The sequence below is a fragment of the Rhodothermales bacterium genome, from assembly GCA_039944855.1.
Lineage (GTDB): Bacteria > Bacteroidota > Rhodothermia > Rhodothermales > JANQRZ01 > JBBSMX01.
Genome location: JBDUXZ010000029.1, coordinates 198,739 through 224,350, shown reverse-complemented (window position 1 = coordinate 224,350; position 25,612 = coordinate 198,739). Strand labels below are relative to the sequence as shown.

The 25,612-nt window shown below is 68.0% G+C and carries 22 protein-coding genes; 13 read left to right on the top strand and 9 right to left on the bottom strand.

Annotated features, from left to right (window positions below; genetic code table 11):
* Nucleotides 1-235: 235 nt before the first annotated feature.
* The 4 genes from ABJF88_15160 to dxs form a co-directional block, all read right to left on the bottom strand.
* Nucleotides 236-1,330, bottom strand: coding sequence for an NAD-binding protein (locus ABJF88_15160; protein ID MEP0548274.1), 1,095 nt, complete (start codon nt 1,328-1,330; stop codon nt 236-238).
* A gap of 126 nt (nt 1,331-1,456) precedes the next feature.
* Nucleotides 1,457-1,954, bottom strand: coding sequence for a hypothetical protein (locus tag ABJF88_15155; GenBank protein ID MEP0548273.1), 498 nt, complete (start codon nt 1,952-1,954; stop codon nt 1,457-1,459).
* A 65-nt stretch (nt 1,955-2,019) separates the two neighbouring features.
* Nucleotides 2,020-2,850 (bottom strand): PEGA domain-containing protein, encoded by an 831-nt coding sequence (locus ABJF88_15150; protein ID MEP0548272.1) that lies wholly within the window; start codon nt 2,848-2,850, stop codon nt 2,020-2,022.
* Nucleotides 2,851-3,112: 262 nt separating this feature from the next.
* On the bottom strand, nt 3,113-5,056 hold the full coding sequence (gene dxs, locus ABJF88_15145; protein MEP0548271.1) for a 1-deoxy-D-xylulose-5-phosphate synthase: 1,944 nt from the start codon (nt 5,054-5,056) through the stop codon (nt 3,113-3,115).
* 265 nt (nt 5,057-5,321) lie between these two features.
* Here dxs and ABJF88_15140 point away from each other — a divergent pair, with 265 nt between their 5' ends.
* Together ABJF88_15140 and ABJF88_15135 are read left to right on the top strand one after the other, a co-directional pair.
* Nucleotides 5,322-5,882: a low molecular weight protein-tyrosine-phosphatase gene (locus ABJF88_15140; GenBank protein ID MEP0548270.1), complete on the top strand. Its 561-nt coding sequence runs from the start codon at nt 5,322-5,324 to the stop codon at nt 5,880-5,882.
* 4 nt (nt 5,883-5,886) lie between these two features.
* The gene (locus ABJF88_15135; GenBank protein ID MEP0548269.1) at nt 5,887-6,768 is read left to right on the top strand and encodes a fructosamine kinase family protein; all 882 of its coding nucleotides are present in this window, start codon (nt 5,887-5,889) and stop codon (nt 6,766-6,768) included.
* A 9-nt stretch (nt 6,769-6,777) separates the two neighbouring features.
* On the opposite strand, the gene ABJF88_15130 is transcribed toward ABJF88_15135, so the two are convergent.
* Together ABJF88_15130 and ABJF88_15125 are read right to left on the bottom strand one after the other, a co-directional pair.
* The gene (locus ABJF88_15130) at nt 6,778-7,464 is read right to left on the bottom strand and encodes an HAD hydrolase-like protein (GenBank protein ID MEP0548268.1); all 687 of its coding nucleotides are present in this window, start codon (nt 7,462-7,464) and stop codon (nt 6,778-6,780) included.
* A gap of 73 nt (nt 7,465-7,537) precedes the next feature.
* Nucleotides 7,538-9,100: a hypothetical protein gene (locus ABJF88_15125; protein MEP0548267.1), complete on the bottom strand. Its 1,563-nt coding sequence runs from the start codon at nt 9,098-9,100 to the stop codon at nt 7,538-7,540.
* A 159-nt stretch (nt 9,101-9,259) separates the two neighbouring features.
* Here ABJF88_15125 and ABJF88_15120 point away from each other — a divergent pair, with 159 nt between their 5' ends.
* The 6 genes from ABJF88_15120 to ABJF88_15095 all read left to right on the top strand — a co-directional run bounded on the left by ABJF88_15120 (nt 9,260) and on the right by ABJF88_15095 (nt 17,634).
* On the top strand, nt 9,260-12,337 hold the full coding sequence (locus tag ABJF88_15120; GenBank protein ID MEP0548266.1) for a DNA polymerase I: 3,078 nt from the start codon (nt 9,260-9,262) through the stop codon (nt 12,335-12,337).
* A gap of 105 nt (nt 12,338-12,442) precedes the next feature.
* Nucleotides 12,443-13,198, top strand: a complete 756-nt coding sequence (locus tag ABJF88_15115) for a hypothetical protein (GenBank protein ID MEP0548265.1) — start codon at nt 12,443-12,445, stop codon at nt 13,196-13,198.
* 8 nt (nt 13,199-13,206) lie between these two features.
* Entirely contained in the window at nt 13,207-13,917 is a 711-nt protein-coding gene (locus ABJF88_15110) for an SDR family oxidoreductase (protein ID MEP0548264.1), read from the top strand.
* A gap of 93 nt (nt 13,918-14,010) precedes the next feature.
* A complete protein-coding gene (locus ABJF88_15105) occupies nt 14,011-15,354 on the top strand; it encodes a pitrilysin family protein (protein MEP0548263.1) in 1,344 nt (447 codons plus the stop codon).
* A gap of 187 nt (nt 15,355-15,541) precedes the next feature.
* Nucleotides 15,542-16,849 carry a pitrilysin family protein gene (locus ABJF88_15100; protein ID MEP0548262.1) on the top strand — a complete coding sequence of 436 codons (1,308 nt, stop codon included), beginning with the start codon at nt 15,542-15,544 and terminating at the stop codon, nt 16,847-16,849.
* 212 nt (nt 16,850-17,061) lie between these two features.
* A complete protein-coding gene (locus ABJF88_15095) occupies nt 17,062-17,634 on the top strand; it encodes a hypothetical protein (GenBank protein MEP0548261.1) in 573 nt (190 codons plus the stop codon).
* A 94-nt stretch (nt 17,635-17,728) separates the two neighbouring features.
* Here ABJF88_15095 and ABJF88_15090 read toward each other — a convergent pair whose 3' ends face one another.
* Together ABJF88_15090 and ABJF88_15085 are read right to left on the bottom strand one after the other, a co-directional pair.
* Nucleotides 17,729-18,457 carry a PspC domain-containing protein gene (locus tag ABJF88_15090; protein ID MEP0548260.1) on the bottom strand — a complete coding sequence of 243 codons (729 nt, stop codon included), beginning with the start codon at nt 18,455-18,457 and terminating at the stop codon, nt 17,729-17,731.
* A 62-nt stretch (nt 18,458-18,519) separates the two neighbouring features.
* Nucleotides 18,520-19,122, bottom strand: a complete 603-nt coding sequence (locus ABJF88_15085) for a 5-formyltetrahydrofolate cyclo-ligase (GenBank protein ID MEP0548259.1) — start codon at nt 19,120-19,122, stop codon at nt 18,520-18,522.
* A 74-nt stretch (nt 19,123-19,196) separates the two neighbouring features.
* On the opposite strand from ABJF88_15085, the gene ABJF88_15080 reads away from it, so the two are divergent.
* Nucleotides 19,197-19,568, top strand: coding sequence for a carboxymuconolactone decarboxylase family protein (locus ABJF88_15080; protein ID MEP0548258.1), 372 nt, complete (start codon nt 19,197-19,199; stop codon nt 19,566-19,568).
* On the opposite strand, the gene ABJF88_15075 is transcribed toward ABJF88_15080, so the two are convergent.
* Nucleotides 19,569-20,858 carry a tryptophan 2,3-dioxygenase family protein gene (locus ABJF88_15075; protein ID MEP0548257.1) on the bottom strand — a complete coding sequence of 430 codons (1,290 nt, stop codon included), beginning with the start codon at nt 20,856-20,858 and terminating at the stop codon, nt 19,569-19,571.
* Between the two features lie 297 nt (nt 20,859-21,155).
* Here ABJF88_15075 and ABJF88_15070 point away from each other — a divergent pair, with 297 nt between their 5' ends.
* The 4 genes from ABJF88_15070 (at nt 21,156) to rimM (ending at nt 25,571) form a co-directional block, all read left to right on the top strand.
* On the top strand, nt 21,156-22,349 hold the full coding sequence (locus ABJF88_15070; GenBank protein MEP0548256.1) for a T9SS type A sorting domain-containing protein: 1,194 nt from the start codon (nt 21,156-21,158) through the stop codon (nt 22,347-22,349).
* A gap of 306 nt (nt 22,350-22,655) precedes the next feature.
* A complete protein-coding gene (ffh, locus tag ABJF88_15065; protein ID MEP0548255.1) occupies nt 22,656-24,017 on the top strand; it encodes a signal recognition particle protein in 1,362 nt (453 codons plus the stop codon).
* Between the two features lie 49 nt (nt 24,018-24,066).
* Nucleotides 24,067-25,020: a 30S ribosomal protein S16 gene (gene rpsP / locus ABJF88_15060; GenBank protein ID MEP0548254.1), complete on the top strand. Its 954-nt coding sequence runs from the start codon at nt 24,067-24,069 to the stop codon at nt 25,018-25,020.
* 11 nt (nt 25,021-25,031) lie between these two features.
* Nucleotides 25,032-25,571, top strand: a complete 540-nt coding sequence (rimM, locus tag ABJF88_15055) for a ribosome maturation factor RimM (GenBank protein ID MEP0548253.1) — start codon at nt 25,032-25,034, stop codon at nt 25,569-25,571.
* Nucleotides 25,572-25,612: the final 41 nt, after the last annotated feature.

The window sequence follows — 25,612 nt, the reverse complement described above, 5'->3', positions numbered from 1 at the left end:
GGTGTGGAGGTGTGGAGGTGTGGAGGTGTGGAGGTGTGGAGGTGTGGAGGTGTGGAGGTGTGGAGGTGTGGAGGTGTGGAGGTGTGGAGGTGTGGAGGTGTGGAGGTGTGGAGGTGTGGAGGTGTGGAGGTGTGGACGGAAGCTGGGAAAGGTACCGAGGACGAATATTTTCACTGACCACTGACCACTGACCACTGACCACTGACCACTGACCACTGACCACTGACCACTGACCTCAGGGCTGCACGCGCTGCCGCTGTCGGGCCCGGCCCGGCCCGTCCTCCGGCGGCATCCCCCCCTCATCGCGGAGCCGCTCGATCATGTCGAGGTTGCCGAGCACGATGAGGATGTCGCCGGCGCCCATCGGGGCCGTGGGGCTCGGGTTGAGCCGCCACTCGCCCGTGTCCTCGTTCAGGAGCGCGATGACGACGGCGTTGAACCGGTGGCGGAAGTCGCACTCGGCAAGGGAGCGCCCGTCGAGGAGGGACGCGGCCTCGACGCGGACTTCCTCCATGCGCAGGTCGAGCGCGCCGACGTGGAGCACCTTCTCCATGAACTGGTCGACGTAAGGCCGGAGGATCACCTGCGCCATCCGGTCAGCCCCGATCTCGTACGGGGAGATCACTTTGTCGACCCCGGCGCGGAGGAGCTTCTGCGTGTTCTTATGCTCGTTCGTGCGGGCGAGCGTGAAGAGGCCGGGGTGGAGCTCCTTCGCCGTCAGCGCGACAAACACGTTCGCGCTGTCCTCGGGCAGCGTCAGGATGAGCCCTTCGGCGCGCTCGATACCGGCCGCTTGCAACACGTCGTCGTCCTCTGCGTCGCCCTCGACGTAGAGAACGCCGATCTCGTCGAGCCGCTCCACGCGCTCCGGGTCGCGCTCAATCACGACGAAGGGGCGCCGCGCGTCGATGAGGTCGGCGACGATGCGGCGGCCGAGGCGGCCGTAGCCGCACACGACGTAGTGGTGTTCGAGCCGTTCGATCTTGCGAGCCATATAACGGTGCTGGAGGCGCTGGTACCGGACGAGGACCTGCGCGGTCCGCGTCGCCATGAAGGCGACGATGCCGATGCCGAAGATAGAGATCGCGATCGTGAAGATCTTGCCCGCGCCGGAAAGCGGGTTGACCTCGCTGAACCCGATCGTCGTCAGCGTGATGAAGGTCATGTAGAGCCCGTCAAGGAACGACATCCCCTCGATGATCTCGTACCCGACCGTCCCGATCACGACGACGAGCAGCAGCGCGAGCCCCGCCACGAGGATCTCCCTCCGCGCCCCGTCCATCCGGGCGAGGCGATCAGCGGAACGTTCGACGAAGCCGGGACGGTGCACGGGCGAGGCAGAGAGGGGGGCGACGGCAGAAACCAAAGGTACCGCTGCTACGCCTCGCCGGTTGCGCCCCGCCACGTCCGACTGGCCCGCGGAGAGGGCGATCCCGAAGTCGGGCGGACGCTCGTGTTACGCCGGCTCTGGGATGCGGAACGTGCGGCCGTGCCATGTTGACCCGGCGGGTCGTGCGAGCCCGCCCTCGCGGAGCGCCCCAACGGTGTCGAGCGTCGTGACGAAGGCGGGTGTCTCGGCCGTGACGGCGCCGTCGCGCACGCGCTGCCGGAAGGCGGGGCGGGGGAGGACTTCCACGGCTCCGGCCTCGTCTCGAAAGACGATGTGCAGCCCATCGACCCACTGAATGCCTATCGCAGACCCGGCCTGCTCGACCGCGTGCACGAGGCTGTCGATGCCGCATCCCGACACGCCCCCGGCGAGGTGCGCGGCGACGAGCACGAACCGGTCCTCGGTGAGGGCCACGTCTCCGGGAACGGAACGGCCGTGGGAGGTCCACTGGGCGACGAAACCGACGAGGGTATCGCGTAGGTGGTCCTGATCGGACTCAGAAAGCGAGCGGTCGGCGGTGAAGATCCAGAGGCGAGCGTCGGGGGGGAGCGTTGGAAACAGCATGGGGCAACGGGTGGGTGGGGGAGTTCAACGCGTCGCCGTTCGGATGTTTCGCCAGCACGCGGGCCTCAGTTGTCGACGAGGACGGAGAAGTCGCCTTTGACGACGGCGACGGACTGGGCCATCACCTCGGCCTGATACGAGAGCGGCACGATGCCCGGCAGCGTAAGCGTGACGACGTACGACCCGGGGCTGAGTTCGTTGAGCGAAAGCGGAGCCCGCCCCATTACGACGCCGTCGACGAGGACGATCGCGCCGGGCGGGTTAGACGTGATCGTGAGCGATCCCGTGTGCGTCACCTGACGGACCTCCTCGGGCGACGCCACATCGAAATCGAGCGGGGGACCCCCTCCACCCGCAGGGCGCCCACGCTGCTGCACGCTCCGTGGTGCTTCCTCCACGGTGCGATCGGGACGGGCGGAAGCGAGTGGGTCTGAACGGGAGGGCGTCGGCTCTACGAGGCTAGGCTCGGGGAGCGTGGAGCGGAGCCGGAGGGTGAGGTCGATCGATGCACCGCTGGCGAGGTAGAACGCGGTATCCCTGGCTACGTGGTCGGGCTTCGCGATGCGGAGCGTATAGAACCCCGGCTGAATCCCGTCGAGTTCGACCGGCGTCGTGCCGATCCACTCGTTGTTGAGCTGGACCGCCGCTCCTGCCGGCTCCGTGCGGAGGCGTAGATCGGAGGGCCGGGTCGGCGTCGACCAGAGGGGCGGGAGGTCGCTCGGTGGGGGCGGCTCGGCCATCAAGATGGCGAGTTCTTCGGGCGTGATCTCCGTGTCGGATGGGTCGTCCCGAAGGAAGAGCAGGAGGAGCGCGACGAGGAGGATGCCGGCGACGACGGCACCCAGGACGAGCGGGCGGAGCCAGAAGCTGACGGGAACGTCGGGCGGCGGGAGCACGCGGGGCGACGTACTCCGGGGAGCACTGGGCGGGGCTGTGCGATGGGCGAGCCGCTCATTCATAGCGGAGGAACGTGTCGGCCGGGGAGCGCGCGATGCGTGGGCGTATCGATCAATGATAACGCGAGGATAGCCTGCAATCTACGTGCCCGGTGTCGGCTGCCGGATTCAACTCCATGCCGCGACCGCGAAAAGCAACGGGGTTGCACCTTCGCAAACGCGAAGCCTGCGCACCGTAGGCCACCGCCACGGCCCGCCTGCGTCACGCCGCTTCGATGTGTTGCTCCTTCCCAAGCAGGGCGAGGGCGTGGCGGACGAGCCCATCCGGCCCGATCCCGACCTCGTCGTGGAGCTCGCGCTGGGAGCCGTGCTCGACGAAGTCGTCCGGCAAACCGAGGCGGAGCACCTCGCCGTGCGCCACGCCGTGGTCGGCGAGCCATTCGAGGACGGCCGTGCCGGCGCCGCCCGTTACGACGCCGTCCTCGACGGTGATCACGTTGTCGAAGCGCGCGAACACCTCCTGCAGGAGGGCGTGGTCGAGCGGCTTGCAGAAGCGGAGATCGTAGTGGGCGGCGTCGACGCCATGCGAGCGGAGGCGCTCGCGGGCTTCGGGCACGTACTGCCCGATCGCGCCGTAGGTGACGAACGCGAGGTCGGAGCCGTCAGCGATTTTCCGTCCCTTCCCGATCTCCACCGCTTCGAAGCCGTCGCGCAGCGCCATGCCCGTGGCGGAGCCGCGCGGGTAGCGGATGGCGAAGGGGCCGTCGTCGTGCTGGGCGGCGGTAAACATCAGGTCGCGGAGGTCCTGCTCGTCGAGCGGCGCGGCGCAGACCATGTTCTGCACGCAACGCATGAACGGGATGTCGAGCGCGCCGTGGTGCGTCGGCCCGTCGGCGCCGGCGACGCCCGCGCGGTCCATGCAGAACACGACCGGCAAGTCCTGGAGGGCGACGTCGTGGACGACGCCGTCGTAGGCCCGCTGGAGGAACGTCGAGTAGATCGCGACGAACGGTTTGAAGCCCTGCGTGGCGAGCCCGGCGGCGAAGACGACGCCGTGCATCTCCGCGATGCCCACGTCGAACGCCCGGTCGGGCATCTCGTCGAGCATGTATTTCAAGCTCGTCCCGCTCGGCATCGCCGCCGTGATCCCGACGACCCGCTCGTCCTGCTTGGCGAGGTCGATCATCGCGTGGCCGAACACGTCCTGCCACTTCGGCGGCTTCTTCCCGTTCGGCGTGGCGACGGCGAGGCTCTTGCCCGTGACTTTGTCGAAGGGCGAGCCCGAGGCGTGCCACTTCACCTGATCGGCCTCGGCCGGGGCGAAGCCCTTGCCCTTGACCGTCAGCGTGTGAAGCAGAATCGGCCCCTTGAGGTCCTTCATGTCCCGCAGCCGGTGCACGAGCCCTTCCACGTCGTGGCCGTCGATGGGGCCGAAGTAGCGGAAGCCGAGGGCCTCGAAGAGCATACCCGGCGTGATCGTCGCCTTGATTCCGTTCTCGACGCGGGCGGCGATCCTCTGCAGCGTCCCACCGCCGACGCCCTTCATCCGCTCGAAGAGGTCCCACATGTCGTCCCGGAGCTCGTTCCACACCTTGCCCGAGGCGATGGAGGCGAGGTACTCGTTGAGCGCACCCACATTCGGGTCGATGCTCATCCGGTTGTCGTTGAGGACGACGAGGAGGTCGGTCTTCGCCGTTCCCGCGTTGTTGAGGCCTTCGAAGGCGAGGCCGCCCGTCATCGCCCCATCGCCGATCACGGCGACGACGCGCTCGCCGCTGCCTTTGAGGTCGCGCGCCTTCGCCATCCCGAGCGCGGCGGAGATCGACGTGCTCGCGTGGGCGACGCCGAAGGTGTCGAACTCGGACTCCGACCGCTTGGGGAAGCCGCTCAGCCCGCCGTACTTCCGGTTCGTCGGGAAGGCCTCGCGGCGGCCAGTGAGGATCTTGTGCCCGTACGCCTGGTGCCCGACGTCCCACACCAAGAGGTCACGCGGCGTGTCGTAGACGTAGTGCGCCGCGACCGTCAGCTCGACGACGCCGAGCGAGGCCCCGAAGTGCCCGCCGTGCACGGCGACGACATCGATGATGTAGTCGCGGAGCTCGCGGCAGACCTGCGGGAGCTGGTCTTCGGAGAGCGCTCGGAGGTCGGCCGGCGTATCGATTTGAGCGAGGAGGGGGCCGGGCGTGAGGGAGGCGGCGTGGGGCATCGGGGCGAGGCGATGGGAGAGGGACTGCAGCGCGCACCGGGAACGGCGCGGGTGGATCGGACAAATATACGGGTCGCGCAGGGGCTGCGGATGCCTCGTGGGAGGCTCAGCCGTTCACGCGGCGACCCGCCCTTAGTTTCAGTTTCTCATGAAAGGGCGATCCTTCCAGGCGATGTGAGGGGACACTTCCTACATAATTTGCGAATCCCCGTCTCGCGCCATCTGTACCATCATCGCCTCTTCCGCCCATAGCTCGCCCTTCCGCATGTCCGACCCCTCCCGCCTCGCCCACGACCCGCTCGCGCCCGAATCTACCGCGACGGAGCCGACCACGCCCCCCAACCCGATCCGCGTGCTCTTCGTCTGCATGGGCAACATCTGCCGGAGCCCGCTCGCCGAGGGGTATTTTCGCAAGCTGCTCGAAGACGAAGGGCTCGCCGACCGTTTCGAAGTCGACTCGGCGGGCACGGGGGCGTGGCACGTCGGCGAGATGCCGGACGCGCGGATGCGCTCGACGGCGCGGGGCCGCGGCCTCCGCATCGACGACCTCCGCGCCCGGCAGGTCCAGCGCCGCGACCTCTACGACTACCACCACGTGTTCGTGATGGACAAGACGAACCTCCACGACACGCTCGCCCTGGACCCCGACGGCGACCACGGCACCCGCGTCCGGCTCTTTCGCGAGTTCGACCCCAATCCGGAGACGTACCAGGTGCCCGACCCCTACACCGGTGGACGGCAGGGGTTCGAGAACGTGTACGACATCGTCGAGCGCACGAGCCGCGCCATCCTCGACCGGCTGAAGGCGGCGTACGGGCTGGACTGATCCCGTGCCCGATCTCCCCAATGCCGTCGTCGACCGTCTCCGCCCGCACGTCGGCGACATCCGTCGGAGCGAACCGGTAGGCGGCGGCTGCATCGCGAATGCGATGCGGATCGAGGCGGGCGGCACACGCTATTTCCTGAAGTGGAGCGGGGGCGAAGCCGGGCAGACGTTCGAGGCCGAAGCCGCCGGGCTCCGTGCGCTCCGCAACGCCGCCTCCCCGCTACTCGTCCCCGACGTGATGGCGACGTGGAACGCGGACGACACAGGCCCCGGCGCACTCCTGATGGGGTGGATCGAGCCGGGCCGGACCGACGCGGCGTTCTGGGAGCGGTTCGGCGAGGCGCTCGCAGCGTTGCATCGGTCCACGCCCGCCGACGGGCGCTACGGGTTCGAGCGCGACAACTTCATCGGCCGCACGCCGCAGCCGAATGCGTGGCGTATGACGTGGCCGAACTTCTTCCGCTCACAGCGCTTGGAGCCGCAGATCGCGCTCGCCCGATCACGCGGCGGATGGCGCGAACGGTGGAACGCCCCCGCCGAGCGGCTGCTCGACCGGCTCCCCGAGTGGCTGCCCGTGAGCCCACCCGCTTCTATCCTCCACGGTGACCTGTGGAGCGGCAACTTCCTGCCGGCGTCCGACGGCTGCGCCGCACTCATCGACCCTGCGACGTACTACGGCCACCGCGAGACCGACCTCGCCCTGACCGAACTGTTTGGCGGGTTCGACCGGCGGTTCTACGACGCATACCGCGCGGCGTGGCCGCTGGAGCCGGGCTACGCCGCGCGGCGCGAGGTGTACAACCTCTACCACCTGCTCAATCACCTCAACCTCTTCGGCGCGGGCTACGCCGGGCAGGTGGAGCGCACGCTGCGGCGGTTCGCGTGACGCGCCGGCTCAGGCCACGATAGACGCGATGAACGCCTCGGCGTCGGTGAGGCTGTCGAGAAGGACGTCGGGGTCATGCTCGGCGAGGGCGGCGCGGTCGTAGCGGCCGGTGGCGACGGCGATCGTGCGGCAGCCGCCGAGGCGCCCGCACTCGATGTCGCGCGGCGTGTCGCCGATGATGATCACGTCGGCGTCGCCGTAGGCGCGGCTGGTGTGGGCGAGTGCCCGCTGCCGCGCGATCGCCGGGAGCGCGTTCCGGTCTTCGTGGTCGCTGCCGAAGGCGCCGAACGGGAAGTGCCCGTCGTCGAACCCGATCGCGCCGACTTTGAGGTACGCCATCTCCTGCAGGTTGCCCGTGAGGAGGGCGAGCTGGAAGCGGTCGTCGCCGTGGAGCCGGTCCACGAGCGCGGTGGCGCCGTCGAGCGCGTCGGTCTCGGCCGGGTCGAAGAGGTCGTGCATCGTCGCCCGGAACGCCTCGACGACGTCGGCGAACCGCCCGTTCAGGAGGGCGTCGTCGGCGCCGTTGCGGGTGAGGACTTCGCGGAGGATCTGCGGGTCGGTCTTGCCGGAGAACGAGACGCCCTCGGTCGAAACGGGGAACCCGGCGACGTGGGAGAGGGCGGCCTCGACGGCGGGGCGGCCCGCGCCGTTCGTGGTGAGGAGCGTGCCGTCGATGTCGAAGAGGAGGAGCTTCATGCGGGGAGGGCGGAGGGCGAGAGGGAGGTTCCAAGCTACGCCCTCCTCGCAGCCCGCCGCTCCAATTCCCCGTTTAGAAACGGTACCCGATCGACACCGTCCAGCCCGAGTACGCCGCGAGATCGCCCCGGAACGCGGCCTGCGCCGTGAGCCCGGAACGGAGCGTGAGGAGCGCCCCGGCATAGAGTCGGGCATTCGTGAACACCGTGTCCGTCTCGCGTCGCTGGCTCTCCTCGATCACGACCGGGAACGGGATCGGCGGCTCGTCTTCGCCGCGTATGGGGCGCTGCGCGACGTCGAACGAGGCGAAGGTGTAGCGGTAGAGCCCGCCGCCGAAGAGGGCGAGCCGCCGCGAGACCGGGGCCTCGACGTGGAGCGGGAGGTCGAGGCTGATCGTCCGGTCGTCGACTTCGGTGAAGGTGCCCACGAACGGCGTGAAGAGCGAGGCGTCGAGGAAGTCGGCGCTCAGGAACGTGACGTGGGGGTTCACCCCGGCGAGGACGGTGAGGCCGCGCCGCTTGTGCGCGTACACGTAGCCGAGGGACAGCCGCCCGGCCCACGTGCCGAGGTCTCGGTCGAACGCAGCGTCGTCCTCGAACGTGATGACGTCGACGGAGGTCTCGCCGCCGGACTGCGTCTGGATCGTCTGCTCGCTGAAGTCCTCCGTGCGGAGGTCGGCCGACCCGCTCGCGAACGTGCCCGTGACGAGGCCGAAGAGGTAGTCGCCGCGGCTGAGTCCGCTGCGGATCGTGCCGAGGATCTCGAAGTCTACGCCGGAGGGGGAGGCGTCGGCTTCCCGCTCGTTGTCTTGCTCGATGCGGCTGAGGTTGGAGGAGACGATCTCGCCGCCGGACATCTCGACGAACTCCTGCTCGCTGCGGTTCGAATTAACCAGCGTGATCGATGTCGTGCGACCCTGGTACGAGAGGCTCGCGGCGAGGTCCCACCGCTTCCCGGCGAAGGCCGCTTCGATGCCGATGCCGTACTCGTCCGTGCCCTCGTCGAGCAAGGATTCGAAGAGCTGTCGGCTGGACTGAACCCGCCGCGTGGGGCCGAACGTCTGATCGGTCACATTGCGTCGGGTGTCGTCGGTCAACCGTTCGGTGCGGTTCGTGCGGTAGCCGCCGAAGAGGCCGACGGCGTAGCCGCCGAAGTCCGTCCGCCCCACGAGCACCACGCGGGCCCGCGTCGCAACACGGTCGGCGTCGAGCTGCTGAAGGCGGTCCTGATCGTTCGTCACGGTCGTCCCGCCGTCGGGCTCGGTGATGCGCGTGAACGCCGCCTCGTTCGTCGAGGAGGTCGAAGCGATGGCGTTATCGATGGAGACGAGCCACCGGCGGTCCCGCGTCCCGAAGAGGGCGTCGAACGAGATCGGCACGCCCGACCCGAACTGGCTTTCGATGTCGCCGACGGTGCCGTAGACGAAGCGGTCGTCGGCGCGCGCCGCGCGGGCGGGGTTGACGAAGAGCGGCGTCGTGCCGTCGAGCCCGAGGAGGAACACGTCGGGGACCTCCGCGGCGGCGGCGAGCGGCGTCCGGTCGGGCCGGATCGGGTCGAGGCGGGCCGTGGCGCTGAACTGCGCGGTGGCGACCGTGGGGAGGGCGAGGACGGCGAGGAGGGCGAGGGCTCGGAGCATGCAGGGAGGCGAGGGGAGAGGGAGGGAGGGGGTAAACTAACCCGTGCGACGTAAGGAAAGCCAGGGCGAAAATCGGCGAACCACGCGACGGAGCGCTGTCACCGACCGGGCGTAGTTTCTAAGCGTCTTTTTGCACACGCCTTTCTGCCCACGTCCTCCATGTCCGAGCTCGACCTCTTCTCTGACCTCTCCGCCTCCGACCCCGCTCCCCGCGTCGAGGTGACGCTGCCCGACGACCTCGACACCGAAGCGCCCGCCGACGCATCCGGCAGCGCATCCGGCGATGAGCGCGAAACGCTGTTCCTCGCCGATGCGATGGCGCTCGCCTACCGCGCGTTCTTCTCGATGAAGAACGCCTCGCTCTCGGCCCCCGACGGGACCGACACGCGGACGCTCTACGGCTTCGCCGGCGCCCTCCTCAAGCTCCTCGAAGAGCACCGACCCGAGCACATCGCCGTCGTCTTCGACAAGCTCGGCGGCGCGCCGACGTTCCGCGACAAACTCTACGACGACTACAAAGCGCATCGGCCGCCGATGCCGGACGAGATCAAGTCGAACATCCCGCTCATCAAGCGGCTCGTCGAGGCGTTCGACATCCCCGTGCTCGAAGCGGAGGGCGTCGAGGCCGACGACGTGATCGGGACGCTCGCGAAGCGGGCCGAGGCCGAGGGTGTCGACGCCGTGATCTTCTCGGCCGACAAGGACTTCCGGCAGCTCCTCTCGGACCGCGTCCACATGCTCCGACCGCCGTACCAGGGCGAGGCGTTCGACCGCGAGACGCCGGAGACCTTCGCGGAGAAGTACGGCGGCCTCGAACCGCGCCAGTTCATCGACCTCCTCGCCCTCATCGGCGACTCGTCGGACAACGTCCCCGGCGTGCCCGGCATCGGCGAGAAAACGGCGGTGGCCCTGGTCCAGGAGTACGGCGACGTCGAGACGATCATCGAGCACGCCGCCGACCTCAAGGGCAAGCGCGCCCGCGAGGGGATGACCGACCACGCCGACGACGCCCGCCTCTCGAAGCAGCTCGTCACGATCCGCACCGACGTCCCGCTCGACGTCGACTGGCACACGCTCCGCCGCACCGACCCCGACCTCGACGAACTCAACGCGCTCTTCGACGAGGTCGGGTTCGGAAGCCGGCTCCGCAGCCGCGCTCGCGACTACGCCGAGGGCCGGACGCGCGAGCGCTCCGGCGGCGCGCCCCGCCGGACGACGCTGCTGCCCGAGAACGACCCCTCGCTGAGCTTCGACTTCGGTCCGTACGAGCCCGTCACCGCGCTCGACGCCGACGCCGTCGACTATAAAACGGTGTGGGAACGCGACGAGCTCGAGGTCGCCGAAGCCCTCGTGAACGACGCCGAGCAGCTCAGCTTCGACACGGAGACGACCTCCGTCGACCCGATGGTGGCGGAGCTCGTCGGCGTCTCGCTCGCCCAGCGGGAGAAGGCGGCGGTCTACGTCCCGACGCCGCTCCCCGACGGCACGCCGGAGCAGAAGGCGCTCGACCCGATCCGCGCGGCGCTCGAAGACGAATCGCTGCCGAAGGTCGGCCACAACGTGAAGTACGACCTCGTCGTGATGAAGCGGCACGGCGTGGACGTGCGCGGGCCCGTCTTCGACACGATGATCGCCCATTACCTCCTCAACCCCGAGGCCAGCCACAAGCTCGACGACGTGGCGAGCTTCCACCTCAACTACCGCCCGCAGCCCATCACCGACCTCATCGGGACGGGCAAAAACGCCCTCTCGATGCGCGACGTGCCGGTCGAGGATGTCGGTCCGTACGCCTGCGAAGACGCCGACATCGCGCTCCGCCTCGTTCCCGTGCTCACCGAGGAGCTAAAGAAGATCGACGGGGGGAAGGGCCGGCTACTCCAGATCGCCGAGGAGATCGAGTTCCCGCTCGTCCCCGTCCTCGCCGCGATGGAGATGGCGGGCGTGAAGGTGGACGAGGGCGTGCTCGCGACGATCCGCGAAGGGCTCGACGCCCAACTCGGCGAGCTCGAAGGGCAGATTTACGCCGAGGCCGGGCGCGAATTCGGCATCGGCTCGCCCAAGCAAATCGGCGAGGTGCTGTTCAACCCGCCGCCGACCGAGGAGGAGCGGCAGGCGTACGAGACCTGGTTCCAGGACATGAAGGACTACGACGCGGGCGAGGTCGCGGGCGACGCTGGGGCGAAGCCGAAGACGAAGAAGCAACTCGCCGAGGAGGCGCCCACGTTCGGGCTCGGCCTCCAGCCGCTCGGCAAGACGCGGACGGGGCAGCCGAAGACGGACGAGAAAGTGCTCAGCGAACTCGCGCAGGAGCACGCGCTGCCGGCGCTCATCCTCGACTGGCGGAAGGTGTCGAAGCTGAAATCGACGTACGTCGACAAGCTGCCCGAGCTGATCCACCCCGACACCGGCCGCGTCCACACCGACTTCAACCAGGCCGTGACCGCCACGGGCCGGCTCTCGTCGAGCAACCCGAACCTCCAGAACATCCCGATCCGCACCGAGCTTGGCCGCGAGATCCGCCGCGCGTTCGTCGCCGAGCCCGGCTGCGTGCTGATGGCCGCGGACTATGCGCAGATCGAGCTCCGCATCATCGCCTCGATGTCCGGTGACCCCGACCTTGTCGAGGCCTTCCGGCAGGAGCAGGACATCCACACCGCGACGGCGGCCCGCGTGTTTGACGTGGACTACGACGAGGTGACGCGCGCCCAGCGCGACCGCGTAAAGCAGGTGAACTACGGGATTCCGTACGGCATCTCCGCCTTCGGGCTCGCCCAGCGCCTTCGCATCGGCAACAGCGAGGCGCAGGCGCTCATCGATCAGTACCGCGCCTCGTACCCCCGCGTGATCGAGTTCCTCGACGGCCTGCTCGACGAAGCCCGGGCGCGCGGCTACGTCGAGACGCTCCTCGGGCGGCGGCGCTACGTCCCGCAGATCGCCAGCCGGAACCCCAACGACCGCGCCTTCGCCGAGCGCATCGCCGTCAACATGCCGATCCAGGGCACCCAAGCGGACATGATCAAGATCGCGATGGTCCGCATCCACCGGCGGCTGCGGGAGGAGGGCCTCGCGACGCGGATGATCCTGCAGGTCCACGACGAACTCGTCTTCGAAGTGCCGGACGCCGAGGTGGAGACGATGAAAGCCCTCGCCCGCGAGGAGATGGCCGACGCGCTCCCGCTCGACGTGCCCATCGTCATCGAGATCGGCGTCGGCGACAACTGGCTCGACGCGCACTGATGCGGGATGGCTCCGGCAGGACGTAAGCTGGCGGGTTCTCGCTGGAGAGCGGTGGCGCATGAGCGTAATTTGGGTCTAACCTCCTGCACCCAATAGCATAGACTCATGGAACGTCGAGAGTTTTCCAAAACGCTCGTGGAGGCGGTCGCGTCGTACGCGCTCTTCCACACCCTCGCCGCGCGGGACGCGTTCGGACGCGACGTGCGGCCGATCACGGACCGGTGGCTGCGCGATCTCCAAACGATGAGCCTGGACCTCCGCGACGGGCGGATCACGCCGAGCGAGTGGCAGGATCAGATCGACGCGCTCTACCGGAACGTCCCGCTCCACGACCTCCTCCTCCGCGTCGATTTCGACCGCGTGGTGCGCGGCTTCGATTACCCCGACCGCGGCGTCAACACGGAGCGCGTTCGGTTCCCCGCGCTCGACGGGCTGCCCGAGCGCCTCGCGTTCCACAGCAAAGTGTTCGGGATGCAGCGGGACCGGGCTATCATCCCGCACGGCCACCGCAACATGGTCTCCTGTCACTACGTGCTCCAGGGCGACCTCCACCTCCGGCACTTCGACAAGGTGGAGGAGGACGCCACGCACATGGTCATCGAGCCGACGGTCGATGCGGTTGCGAGGCCCGGTTCGTACTCGTCGATCTCGGACGAGCGCAACAACGTGCACTGGCTACGGGCGATGACCGAGACCGCGTTTACCTTCGACGTGATCGTGCTCGACGTCGGCGGCGGGGAGTGGGAGGTCGACAACATCGACCCGTATGCCGCTGAGCACCTCGGCGACGGCCGCCTCCGCGCACCGAAGCTCGATGTGGCGACGGCGCTGAAGAAATACGGGCTCGACGCGCACCACTGAGACACGTTATGACCGACCGATCCGACCGCGTAGCCCTCGTCACCGCCGCGAGCCGGGGGATGGGCGCAGCCGTCGCCCGCCGCCTCGCCGCCGACGGCTACCGCCTCGCCCTGCTCAGCCGCAGCGACGACCTCGACGCGCTCGCAGACGAACTCGGCGCCATCGCCGTGCGGGGCTCCGTCACCGAGCCCGACGATGTGCAGCGGCTCGTCGACGCCGCCCTCGACCGGTGGGGTCGGATCGACGCCGTCGTCAACAACACAGGCCATCCGCCGAGAGGGGACCTCCTCGCTCTCAGCGATGCCGATTGGCACGCCGGGCTCGACCTCGTCCTGCTCAACGTCGTCCGCCTCGCCCGCCTCGTCGTCCCCGCGATGCAGCGACAGGGCGGCGGAAGCTTCGTCAACATCTCGACGTTCGCCGCGATCGAGCCGACGCTCGACTACCCCGTGTCGTCGGCGCTGCGGGCCGGGCTCGGCGCCTTCGCCAAGCTCTTTGCGGATCGCTACGCCGCCGACGGCATTCGGATGAACGCCGTGCTGCCGGGCTTCATCGATACCTTCCCCGTGCCCGAGCCGACGGTGGCGCGGATCCCGATGGACCGGGCCGGGACGGCCGATGAGGTCGCCGACGCCGTCGCGTTTCTGCTCTCCGACGCGGCCCGCTACGTCACGGGGCAGAGCCTCCGGGTCGACGGGGGGCTGGGCCGCTCCGTCTGAACGAGGGGGCGCCGGTTCGCGGCGCATCCCTCAGCTTCGGGAGGAACCTCCGTCCGCGAAGTGCATGCCTTGCCCTCCACCAACCCCGTTGCCATGCAAGTTGCTGATCTCCCGCCCGTCGAGCACGATGCGTTCGACTACGTTCAGACCTCCGGTGGGATCGAGGAGTACCGGCTGAGGGCGAACGGGCTGCAAGTCCTCCTGCTGCCCTCGGCAGCGGCGCCCGTCGCCACGTTCATGGTCACGTACCGCGTCGGCAGCCGGAACGAGCGGGCCGGGCTGACGGGGGCGACACACCTCCTCGAACACCTGATGTTCAAGGGGACCGAGCGCTTCCACAAGGACCGCGGCACGAGCATCTTCCCCGTGCTCCAGCGCGTCGGCGCGCAGATCAACGCGACGACGTGGTACGACCGGACGAACTACTACGAGCTGCTGCCGAAGGAGCACCTGGGGCTCGCCGTCGAGATCGAGGCCGACCGGATGCGGAACGCCCGCGTCAGCGCCGACGACCTCGCGAGTGAGCGAACGGTGGTGCTCAACGAACTCGACCGGGGCGAGAACGAGTCGACGCGGAAGCTGCTCCACGCGCTCTACGCGACGGCCTTCTTCGCCCACCCCTACGGCCACCCGACCATCGGCTGGCGCTCCGACGTCGAGCGCGTCACGGCCGAGGGGCTCCGCCACTTCTACGACACGTACTACTGGCCTGACAACGCCACGGCCTCCGTCATCGGCGACTTCGACCGCGCCGAGGCGCTTGCCCTCATCGAGCAGCACTTCGGCGCGATCACGGCGGCGCCGGACCCCTTCGAGCACAACGTCACCGAGGAGCCGCCGCAGCAGGGCGAGCGCCGCGTGACGGTCCGCACGGCGGGCCAGCTCGGGGCTGTGATGCTCGGCTTCAAGTCCGTCGCCGCGCTGGACCCGGCGGCCGACGCCGTCGACGTGCTCGGCGTGGCGCTCGGCGGGGGGAAGAGCGCGCGGCTCTACCGCTACCTGACGGACCGGGGGCTGACGACGAGCGTGTTCGCCTACGCCCCGCGCCTCCGCGATCCCGGACTCTTCATCGTCTACGGCGCACTCGCGCCCGACGTGACGCACGCTACGGTCGAGGCCGCGTTGTGGGACGCCCTCCGAGCCATCGCCGATGAGGGGATCACCGAGGCCGAACTGCGCCGCGCGAAGAACCAGATCGTCACGTCGGAAGCGTTCGGGCGCGACGGGCCGTACGCCGTTGCCTCCGAGCTTAACGAGGCCATCGCCGCCGGCGACTGGACCCTGTTCACGACGTACATCGACCGGATCGAGCGCGTCACCCTCGCCGACGTGCAGGCCGCGGCGCAGCGCACGTTCCAGCGCGATACGATGACCGTCGGCCTCTACGATCCCATCCTGCCCGACGCCGACGAGCCCGGCCGTCCCTCTTCCAATTAACCCATGCCGTGTGCCGTGCACGTTACCCGCGAGGAGGATCCGATTGACGGCATGGGAGGGGTGGAGGGAAAGGAGAGAAAAGAATAATCAGAAAGTTGCCCCACCGCTCCCTGCTCTCCACCCCCCTCCATGCCCCCCGCGCCCTTCGTCCTCTCACTGACACGGTAGGGCACAACATTAGCTACTTATGTCGTCACCCGTCGCCACTTCCACCACGCTCTCCTTCGCCGAACGCACGCACGAGGCCGATTGCGGCGCCGCCCGCGTGCTGATGCTGCCGACGCCCGTGGACCGCGTCGTCTCGTTCCGGGGCTCGTTCGTGACGCGGCCGGACTTCGGGTCGGGGCAGGAGCTGGAGCAGAAGTTAGTGACGATGATGCTCGATAAGGGGACGCGCCACCGCGACCGCTTCGCCGTGGCCGAGGCGCTCGAAGACCGCGGCGTCCAACTCCACTTTAGCGCCGACGGCCTCCGCTGCGGCGTCTCCGGCCGCGCCCTCCGCGCCGACCTGCCCGACGTGCTCGCCCTCCTCGCCGAGCAGCTTCGCGATCCGCTCTTCGACGCCGACGAGTTCGACAAGGTGAAGGCGCAGCACGCCGCCTCGCTCCGCCGCGCCCTCGACAGCACGAGCGCACAGGCGGCCGACGCGCTCGCCCGCCGGCTCTTCCCCGCCGATCACCCGAACTACCGCTCGGCTCCCGCTAGTGATCTGGCTCGCCTCGAAGCGCTTTCGGTGGACGACGTCCGGGCCTACCACGCCGCTCACTTCGGCGCCCGCGACCTCCTCCTCGCCTTCGCCGGCGACCTCGACCCCGACGCCGTCGCCGCGTCCGTCACCGACGCGCTCGGCGACTGGGCGGTGCCCTCCGACACGGCCCCCTTCGCGACGGCGCCCGACCCCGCGCCGCCCGGCCGCGTCGACGTCCCGATGGCCGACCGGCAGAACCTCGACGTGCGGATGGGCCACGCCCTCGCGCTCCGCCGCGACGACGACGACTACCTCCCGCTCTACGTCGGCAACTACATCCTCGGCGGCAACTTCTCGGCCCGCCTCATGAGCACCGTCCGCGACGAGCAAGGGCTGACGTACGGCATCGGCTCGACGCTCACCGGCGTGCAGGTCGAGTTCGACGGCTATTGGCGCATCGCCGTCACGCTCAGCGGCGACGCGCTCGAACGCGGCATCGAGGCGACGCTGGAGCAGGTCCGGCGATTCGTGGCCGAGGGCGTGACCGAAGACGAGTTGGCTGAGAAGCAGACGACGCTCACCGGCACCTACAAAGTCGGCCTCGCGACGACGGGGGGCCTCGCCACGTCCCTCCTCATCAACGAGGAGCGCGGCTTCGGCGCGGCGTACCTCGACCGCCACCCGCGCCTCATCGAAGCGCTCACCTGCGACGCCGTCAACGCCGCCGTGCGCCGCCACCTCGACGCCGACGCGCTGCACATCGCCGTCGCCGGCACGCTGCCCGCCCTCAACGCGCCGGGCGTCTGACGGGGGCTTCGGAGGGACGCGTAGGGGGAATCACGACGGTCGCTTCCCCTGCAGAATCTGGACCGGAAGGGAACGTTGGGGGGCGTTTTCGGTGTAATCGGCCTACCATCCGGTGGGCTCGGCCGCACGTCTTCTCATCTCCGGCCTCCGTCCGATTTCTAGGCACGGACGCCCGCCCGGCACTTTCCCCTCTCAGACACCTCTGCATCGACATGAAGAATCCCGAAGCCGTGCTCAACACCTATCTCACCGACATGCACGCGGTCGAGAAGCACATCCTCGAAGCCGTCGAACGCCAGCTCGACGACGACGACCTCAAGAAGTATCCCGAGGCGAGCCGCGTCGTCACCACGCTCCAGACCACGCTCAAACGGCACTGCACAGCGATCGAAACCAAGATCGATGCCCGCGACGGCGGTGACGTGAAGCAGGCTGTCAAGGAGGCCATCGGCGGCGCGCTCGGCTTCGTTGCCGGGCTCTACGACCGCGTCCGCGACGACGAGGTCTCGCGCATGATCCGCGACGACTACACGGCCACGAGCCTAGCCGCGGTGTCGTACCACATGCTCCACACGACGGCCCTCGCGCTGAAGAACGGCGAGGTCGCTGACATGGCGCTGCGGCACCTCAAGGACCTCACGCCGATCCTCGTCGATCTCTCGAAGGTCGTCTGCGACGTCGTCGCGAAGGAGCTGGCGGCAGAGAACAAGGTGTTCGACGGCACGGTGGGCCCGCAGGCGATCCGCAACACGCAGGAAGCGTGGAGCGCCGAAGTCGCCGGGTAAATAGCCTGTCCGCTTACAGCGAAAAAGAAAGGGCCGGCTCCCGACGCGGGAGCCGGCCCTTCTGCTTTGGCCGGGGCAGGATTGGAAGCGAGCCTCACCGGATGATGATGAGGCGGTCGTCGTCGAGGTCGGAGTCGGCGATGTCCGAGGCGACGGCGTCGCCGTTGGGCATGAGCCACGCGAGGAGGAGGTAGATCGGGATCGCCGTGCCGCCGGCCGCGATGAGTGCGATCACGAACGCGATGCGGACGAGCGTCGGGTCGATCCCAAACGCCTGTCCGATCCCGCCGCAGACGCCGAAGATCTTCTTGTTCGTGCGCGACTTCGTGAACTTCTGCCGCCGCTCGGCGAAGCGTTCGCGGCGCTCGGTCTTGCGCTCTTTCCGCTGCTCGCGGCGGCTCGCCCCGGCGGCAGTCCGGCTCGACTCGCTCCGAGCGCGGCGACGGGCGGCCTGCGCCCGCTGCTTCTGCTTGCGCTTCTTCCGGTTCGGGCTCCACGAGAGCACGCCAAACCCGATGAGGATGATGAGCACGCCGATCAGCCACGGGCCGACGAGGGCCGAGAAGTCGAACCCCGACGAGAACAGGCCGAGCTCTTGCAGGAGGTACGCCGAGCCGACGCCGATCGTGGATAGGCCGGCGGCGGTGGGCAGATTCCAGAAGCCCGGCTTCTGATCCTCAGCCTCCTTCGAGTATAGGAACTCCTCGATATCGTCGTCGGTGATGTCGTCGTCGAGACCGTAGGCGGTCTCGTACGCGAACACGCTTTCTGCTTCGTGCGGGTCGCTTTCGGAAGGGCGCTGGCGCCGGGTGCGGGTGCTCATGGGGGGCAGGATTCGGGTCCGGGACAATGTACGATGCGGTAGGGGTGATGTTGCGCTCGCGGTCAGCGGCGGGGCAGGGCGGGGCGCCACGCCTCGCGCTCCGTCACGATCACGTCGAGCGCCACGTCGTGCGACTCCGCGGGCACGGCGTCGACGAGGCAGGTAGCGTAGACCGCGCCGATGGCGGGAGCATCGACGGCAGCGAGGAAGGCGTCGTAGTACCCGCGCCCGTGCCCGATCCGGTGCCCGTCGCGCCCCGCCCCGAACGCCGGGACGATGACGGCGTCTAGTTCGGCGGGATTGACGGCGGCGGTGTCGTACGGTTCGGGGATGCCCCACCGGTTCGGCCGCATCCGATCCTCGCTTTCGAAGGCGACGTGTCCCAACGTCGGCGTTCCGTCGAAAGCAGCGACGGTGGGGAGGACGACGCACGTTCCCGATGCCGCGAGCCGACGGATGAGCGGGCGGGTGTCTACCTCGCGCCGGTCGAGGAGCGGCCAGTACACGTGAACGACGCGGGCCGCTCGGACTTCGGGCAGCGCGGCGAGGCGCTCGCAGATCGCGGCGCTGTGCGCGGCGGCTTCGTCGGGGGAGAGCGCGAGGCGGGCGGCGCGGAAGCGCTCGCGCAGTCGCTCTTTGGAAATCGGGGGGGCCGGAGTTTTCACGCGCGCTGTGCGGAACGGGACGGGAGGGATAGCAGAATACGGCCTGACTCTTCCCATTCACCCGACCGATTCTCATGGCTCACGACACGAACGCTTCCGACCGCCTCGACGCTTTCGAGGCCTACCGCACGCGGATGAACGCCCGCATCCTCGAGGAGAAGACCCACCTCGGCATCAAACGTTTCTTCGCGCTCGACGGCGCGGCCTACCGCGACGGCGCGCTCGACGGCAAGACGAAGGAGTTGCTCGGCCTCGTCGCCAGCGCCGTGCTCCGCTGCAACGACTGCATCGACTACCACCTGATCCAGTGCGTTGACGCCGGGTTCACCGACGAAGAACTCGACGACGCGCTGAACGTCGCGCTCGTCGTCGGCGGGAGCATCGTGATCCCGCACCTCCGCCACGCCGTCGACACGATTGATGCGTTGCGGGCGCGCGAGGCGTAGCTACCAGCGGTCGCCGTCCTCATCGGTCCCGGCCGTGCCGAGGTCGGTGTAGGCGACGAGCGCGGGGAAGAGGGGGAGGAGGAAGCGCTGGCTCGTGACGAGGTAGGGCATCCCGCCGCCGCCCGTCCCGCCATCGCCCGCGACGTGGCGGCGGACGGTTTTGCGGTGGACGGTGAGGAAGCTGTCTCCGTCGGGCGCGTGGAGTGCGGCGTCGGTCGCCGAGATCCGGTCGAGGACAAACGCGAGGCAACTCCGGCGATGGCGGGCGTGGAGCGCCTGCGCCCCGCGTCGCGCGTCCCCGAGCCCAGCCCGGCGCTCGTTCTCCTCCCGCGCCGCCGATTCCATCTCTCCACGGAACTGGATGACGGTGGCTTCGGCCCCGTCCACTTCCCCCAACGTGGCGCGGAGGCGGGAAACGGCGCGCGTCACATCTTCTCCGTGCATCGTGCGGATCGAGGGCGCAGCCGAGAGCCCTTCGGCCAGGGGGGCGAGGCGGGCGAGGACCGCGTGGGCGGTCCGGTCGAGTTCTGCGACGGCCTGGGCCGGAGCGCCTTCGGCGGGAAACGCACGGCTGTGTCCGGAGCGCAGCACGAGCGGGTCGCCGAGCGAGACATGACCGACCGGGCACCCCGTGTAATGGCGGCCGAAGACATCGCCCGGGAAGACGTGCACGCGCAGGATCGGATTCTTGCCGAGGGCGCGTTGGATGAGTCGGAGTTGCGCCGTCTGAAATCCGCTAGCCGGGGCGAGGAAGTCGCGGAACCGCTCGTATTCGAGTGTGGAGAACAAGACGTCGTCGGTCTCGCTCCGGCCCATGAACGTCATGATGGCGGGGAGCACGCGCCGAGCCGCGTGGCGGAGGCGCCCGGCCGCCGTCATCGCAGGCCGCCAGAACGCCGACGGGCCGAGGTCATCCGGGAGCGGTTCGAGGGCGCGCTCGCGGAGCTCGTCGTCGCCGGCGTCGAGGAGCGCCTGCATCGTGCGGGCGACGACACCGAGGTCGAAGATCATCTGCTTGAAGACGAGTTCGAAGAGCTGGTGCGTGATGATGAACACGCGCTCGTCCGGTACGCGCGACGCTGGGACTTGAGCGCCCAGGAGCAGGTCGAGCCCGAGATACCCCGGGTAGTCGATGCCGAGCCGCCCTTCGTCGTCGGGGGCGTTTACGAGGGGCATTCCGTCGGCGTCGGTGAGACGACGAGCCTCGACATCGTCGCGCACGGTGGGGTCGATAGCGAAGTCCCACCACGGCGAGTCGTGATCCGAGTTCAGCGATGGACGATCGGTCATGAGTGCATTTTCTCGGCAAGGTAAGACGAGGGGGAGTGAGGTCTTTGAAGCAGCGGAGAAGGAAAGGAGTACAGACTAAGCCACGTTGTCGTGTCGATGTCCTCATCAGTAGCAATGAGGAATGATAATTGTATAACGATTATTTGGTCGCTACTTTGGCGATTATTTCAATCCATAGCTGACCGTAACGCCTATACTTGTAACGTCGCCTGTGGCTCTATCAACCCTACTAGGTCCGCTACGTGGCAAGTCGTTTTTAAACAAAATAATCGTTAGCACATCTAGCCTCCCCATCCCATGCGAACGCTCATCTTGGCGCTAGCCGCTTGTACGGTTACTGCGTCCCCCGCACTTGCGCAAGTCCTCAGTCCCTCCGTCATCCTAAGTGGACAGGATGGCGTCTCCATTAGTCAATTAGGTAATGAAGCGCGCGCTCTTGTTGAGACCTCGCCACATGACGACGCTTTCAGGCTACAACTCTTCGCAGACCTTGCCGAACGTGGCGTGCGCTCCGAAGAAGCTCTCTTGGATCGCCAAGTGTTCCAGGCTTGGAATGGGGATGTTTGGGAGGACGAAGCGCGGAACCTGTACACCTACTATGACGGCGTACAGGCGCAGATGATCAATCAGGAGTTCAACAACTCGCTGTGGGTAGATATGCGCCGAGCGAACTTTAGCTATGCTGAGGGGCAACTCGTTGAAGAGATTCGGGAGTGGCGAGAGGAGGGCGAATGGAGAGATGTTTCCCGAGTCTCGTATTCGTACGCAGATCAGCACCTCACTGAGCGTCTAGCACAGGTGTGGTCTGGATCGGAGTGGATTAACTCCGTCCGGCTCGTGTTCTCGGTCGATGACGATGGTAGGCGCACGTTCGCCGTTTATCAGGTGTGGGATGGCGCCATGTGGGACGACGACGAACGTTATTTCTATGCTTACAGTGAAGCAGGCGTACTGCAAGAGTTGCGGAGCGAGAGGTGGAATGGCACAGCGTGGTCCAACGCATGGCGGGAGACGGGAAACTACGAGGCTGGGCTGCTCTCGAACTTGCTCGGTCAGGTTTGGAATGGAGCGACGTGGGTAGGTGCTTATAGGCTTTTCTACTCACACGATGCGAACGGGAATCGAATTACGACTATCCAGCAGGCTTTCATTGACGCAGAGTGGGTCAACGTAGTCCGTACCCTGTTCGAGTACCGGGGCACCACGGCAAGCGAGCAGGAAGTGGCGCCGTCAGCCTTGGCTTTCTCTGTCTACCCCAACCCCGCAGTGAGCGCGGCGACGCTCGGGTTCGAACTGGAGCAGGCCGGCACAATTACGTGGTCGGCGTTCGATGTGACGGGGCGCCGCGTCGCTGGGGAGCCGGAGCGCACCGTGAGCGCGGGTGCGCACGCGATGGGCTGGGACCTTCGCGATCTACCCGCTGGGGTGTACGTCATCCAACTCCGCACGGAGCGACAGGTGACGACACAACGCATCGTCGTGGTGAAGTAGGCGTCTATACCCTTCTCGATCGTGAGACGGCGACCGCAGCGTGTGCGGTCGCCGTCGTGCGTTGTGGCAAAGGGTTCTTCGCCTCATCTGCACGGTATCCGGGGGGAGGTGCCTTATCTTTGGGGCTGCCCAGTTCGGAACCCGTCTGGGGTACGGCAGCCGGATGCCACCCGTTAACGCTGGCGGTTTCCGCAGGGCCGCGCTCAACACGAGCGCCGGGCCCGCTTCGCTGCTCCGCCCTCGACACCGCGCCGGTTCGCTCCTCTAGCGCCGCGCGACTCCGATTCCATTCCCCACTGCGCTCCCATGTTCGAAAGCCTTTCTGACAAGCTCGACGTCGCCCTCAAGAACGTTAAAGGGCAGGGACGGATCAACGAGCTCAACATCGCCGAGACGATGCGCGAGGTCCGCCGCGCGCTCCTCGACGCCGATGTGAACTACCAGGTCGCCCGCGACTTCACGGACCGCGTGAAGGAGCAGGCCACGAATGAGTCGGTGCTCACCGCCGTCTCCCCCGGCCAGCAGTTCGTCAAAATCCTCTACGACGAGCTCGTCTTCCTCCTCGGCGACGTCCACGTCGATCTCAACAAGGCGAAGCGGCCGCCGACCGTCATCCTCGTCGCCGGGCTCCAGGGCTCGGGCAAGACGACGTTCGTCGCCAAGCTTGCGCGGCACCTCAAGAGCAAGGGCAAAAGCCCGCTCCTCGCCGCTGCCGATGTCTACCGGCCCGCCGCCGTCGACCAGCTCGAGACGCTCGCGAAGCAGATCAACGTCCCCGTCTACAGCCTCCGCGGCGACGACGGCGCGCCGCTGAAGGACGCCGTCCGCGTCGCCGACGAGGCCGTGAAAGAGGCCCGCCGCCTCGGCCGCGACACCGTCATCATCGACACGGCCGGTCGCCTCCACGTCGACGAGGAGATGATGCAGGAGGTCGTCGACATCAAGTCTGCGACCGAGCCTGACGAAGTGCTCTTCGTCGTCGACTCGATGACGGGGCAGGACGCGGTCAACACGGCGAAGGCGTTCAACGAGCGGCTCGACGTGGACGGCATCGTCCTCACGAAGCTCGACGGCGACACGCGCGGCGGCGCGGCGCTCTCGATCCGCACCGTCGTCCAGAAGCCGATCAAGTTCGCCTCGATGGGCGAGAAGCTCGACGCGCTCACCGAGTTCTACCCGGACCGGATGGCCCAGCGGATTCTCGGGATGGGCGACATCGTGTCATTCGTCGAGAAGGCGCAGGAGCAGTTCGACGAGGACGAGGCCGAGAAGCTCCAGCGCAAGATCACGAGCCAGGACTTCAACCTCGAAGACTTCTACACCCAGCTCCAGCGGATCAAGAAGATGGGGTCGATGAAGGACCTCCTCGGCATGATCCCCGGCGTCGGCAAGCAGATCAAGGACCTCGACGTGGAGGACGACGCATTCAAGCACATCGAGGCGATGATCCAGTCGATGACGGTGGAGGAGCGTGAGAACCCGAACGTGATCAACGGCAGCCGCCGTCAACGGATCGCCCGCGGCTCCGGCGTCGAGGTGCAGGACGTGAACCAGCTCCTCAAGCAGTTCCGCGAGATGAAGAAGATGATGAAGACGATGAGCAAGCTCGCCAAGAAGGGCCGCCCGGCCGACATCGGAAACGTGCTCGGCAGCCTCGGCGGACGCTAGCTCCCCGTAAGACGAACTCCCTTTTACCCCCAACCCAGACCCCAACCCCATGGCAGTCAAACTCCGCCTGCGCCGGCTCGGCCGGAAGAAGCGCCCGATCTTCGCCCTGGTTGCCGCCGACGGCCGCAGCCCTCGCGACGGCCGCTTCATCGAAGACCTCGGCCGCTACGAGCCCATCAACGAGCCCGCCCAGGTCTCGCTCAAAGAGGACCGCATCCTCTACTGGCTCCAGCAGGGCGCCCAGCCGTCTGACACCGTCCGCAACCTGCTGTCGAAGCAGGGCGTGATGCTCCAGCTCCACATGCTCCGCAAGGGCAAGTCGGAGGACGAGATCCAGCAGGCCGTCTCCGAGTTCCTCGCCGCGCGCGAGGCGAAGGGCGAGTCGCTCAAGATGACCGCCGCCGCCCGCCGCCAGCAGTCGCTCGAAGCCGAGCGCAAGGTCGCGGCCGAGGAGGCTAAGAAGCGCGCTGAGGAGGAGAAGGAGCGCGAGGCAGAACTCGCCAAGCAGAAGGCGGAGCACGAGAAGCTGCAGCGCGAAGAGGCCGAGGCCATCCGCGCCAAGAAAGAGGCCGAAGCCAAAGCCGAACTCGCCGCCGCCCAGGACGCCGAGGCCAACAAGGGCGACGAGCTCAACCAGGAGGACAACGTCCCCGCCGGCACCGAAGTCTCGGCCGACGCGGTCCCGACCGGCGAGCCCGTCGAAGGCCTCGCCGAAGGTGCCGCCGATGTCGCTGCGCCCGAGTCCGCCGAAGCCGCTGCGGAAGAGACCGCTGACGAAACCATCGAGGCCTCGGCCGACGATGTGCCGGAGTCCGCGCCCGAAGCCGCCGCCGATCAGGCCGTCGTCGAGGAAGTCGAAGCGGAGGGTGGCGAGGCCACCGTCGCTGAGGCCGCCGACGCGACCGATGAGGCGATGCGCGAGGAGGCCACGTCGCCCGAGGCCGTCGGTACGGTCGAAGATGCCGACGAAGCCTCCGACGCGTCCGAAGAGAAGTCCGCGTAACCCTGCCTCCCGTGAACCCGGTTGAACCCGATAGCCTCATCCTCGTCGGCACCTGTGGGCCTCCCCACGGCGTGCGCGGCGAGCTGAAGGTGATCCCGGAGACGGACGACCCGGGGCGCCTCGCCGACCTCGAGTCGTTGTTCCTCGGGCCGTCGCCGGAGCGTGCCCGCGCGCGCACCGTCGAAGGCATTCGGTTTCAGACGACGAAGCGGGGGACCGTCGCGCTCGTGACGTTCGCCGGTGTCCCCGACCGCGAAGCCGCCGACGCCCTCCGCGGGCTGAGCGTCTTCGCCGTCGAGTCGGACCTCCCGGCGCTCGCGGAGGGCGAGGTGTTCCTCCACGATCTCATCGGGCTCGGCGTCGTGACCGAGGACGGCGAGGACGTGGGGACGGTGCAGGACGTGCTGACGGGCGGGGCGCAACGCCTCTTGCTCGTCAAGCGCCCCGGCCGCCCCGATGCGCTCGTGCCCGACGTGGACGCCATCGTCACCGACATAAACCTCGACGCGGGGCAGATCACGATCGCCCCGCCCGAAGGATTGCTTGACTGATGGGCTGGAGGTGGATTCGGGACCCCCGACCCTCGACCCCC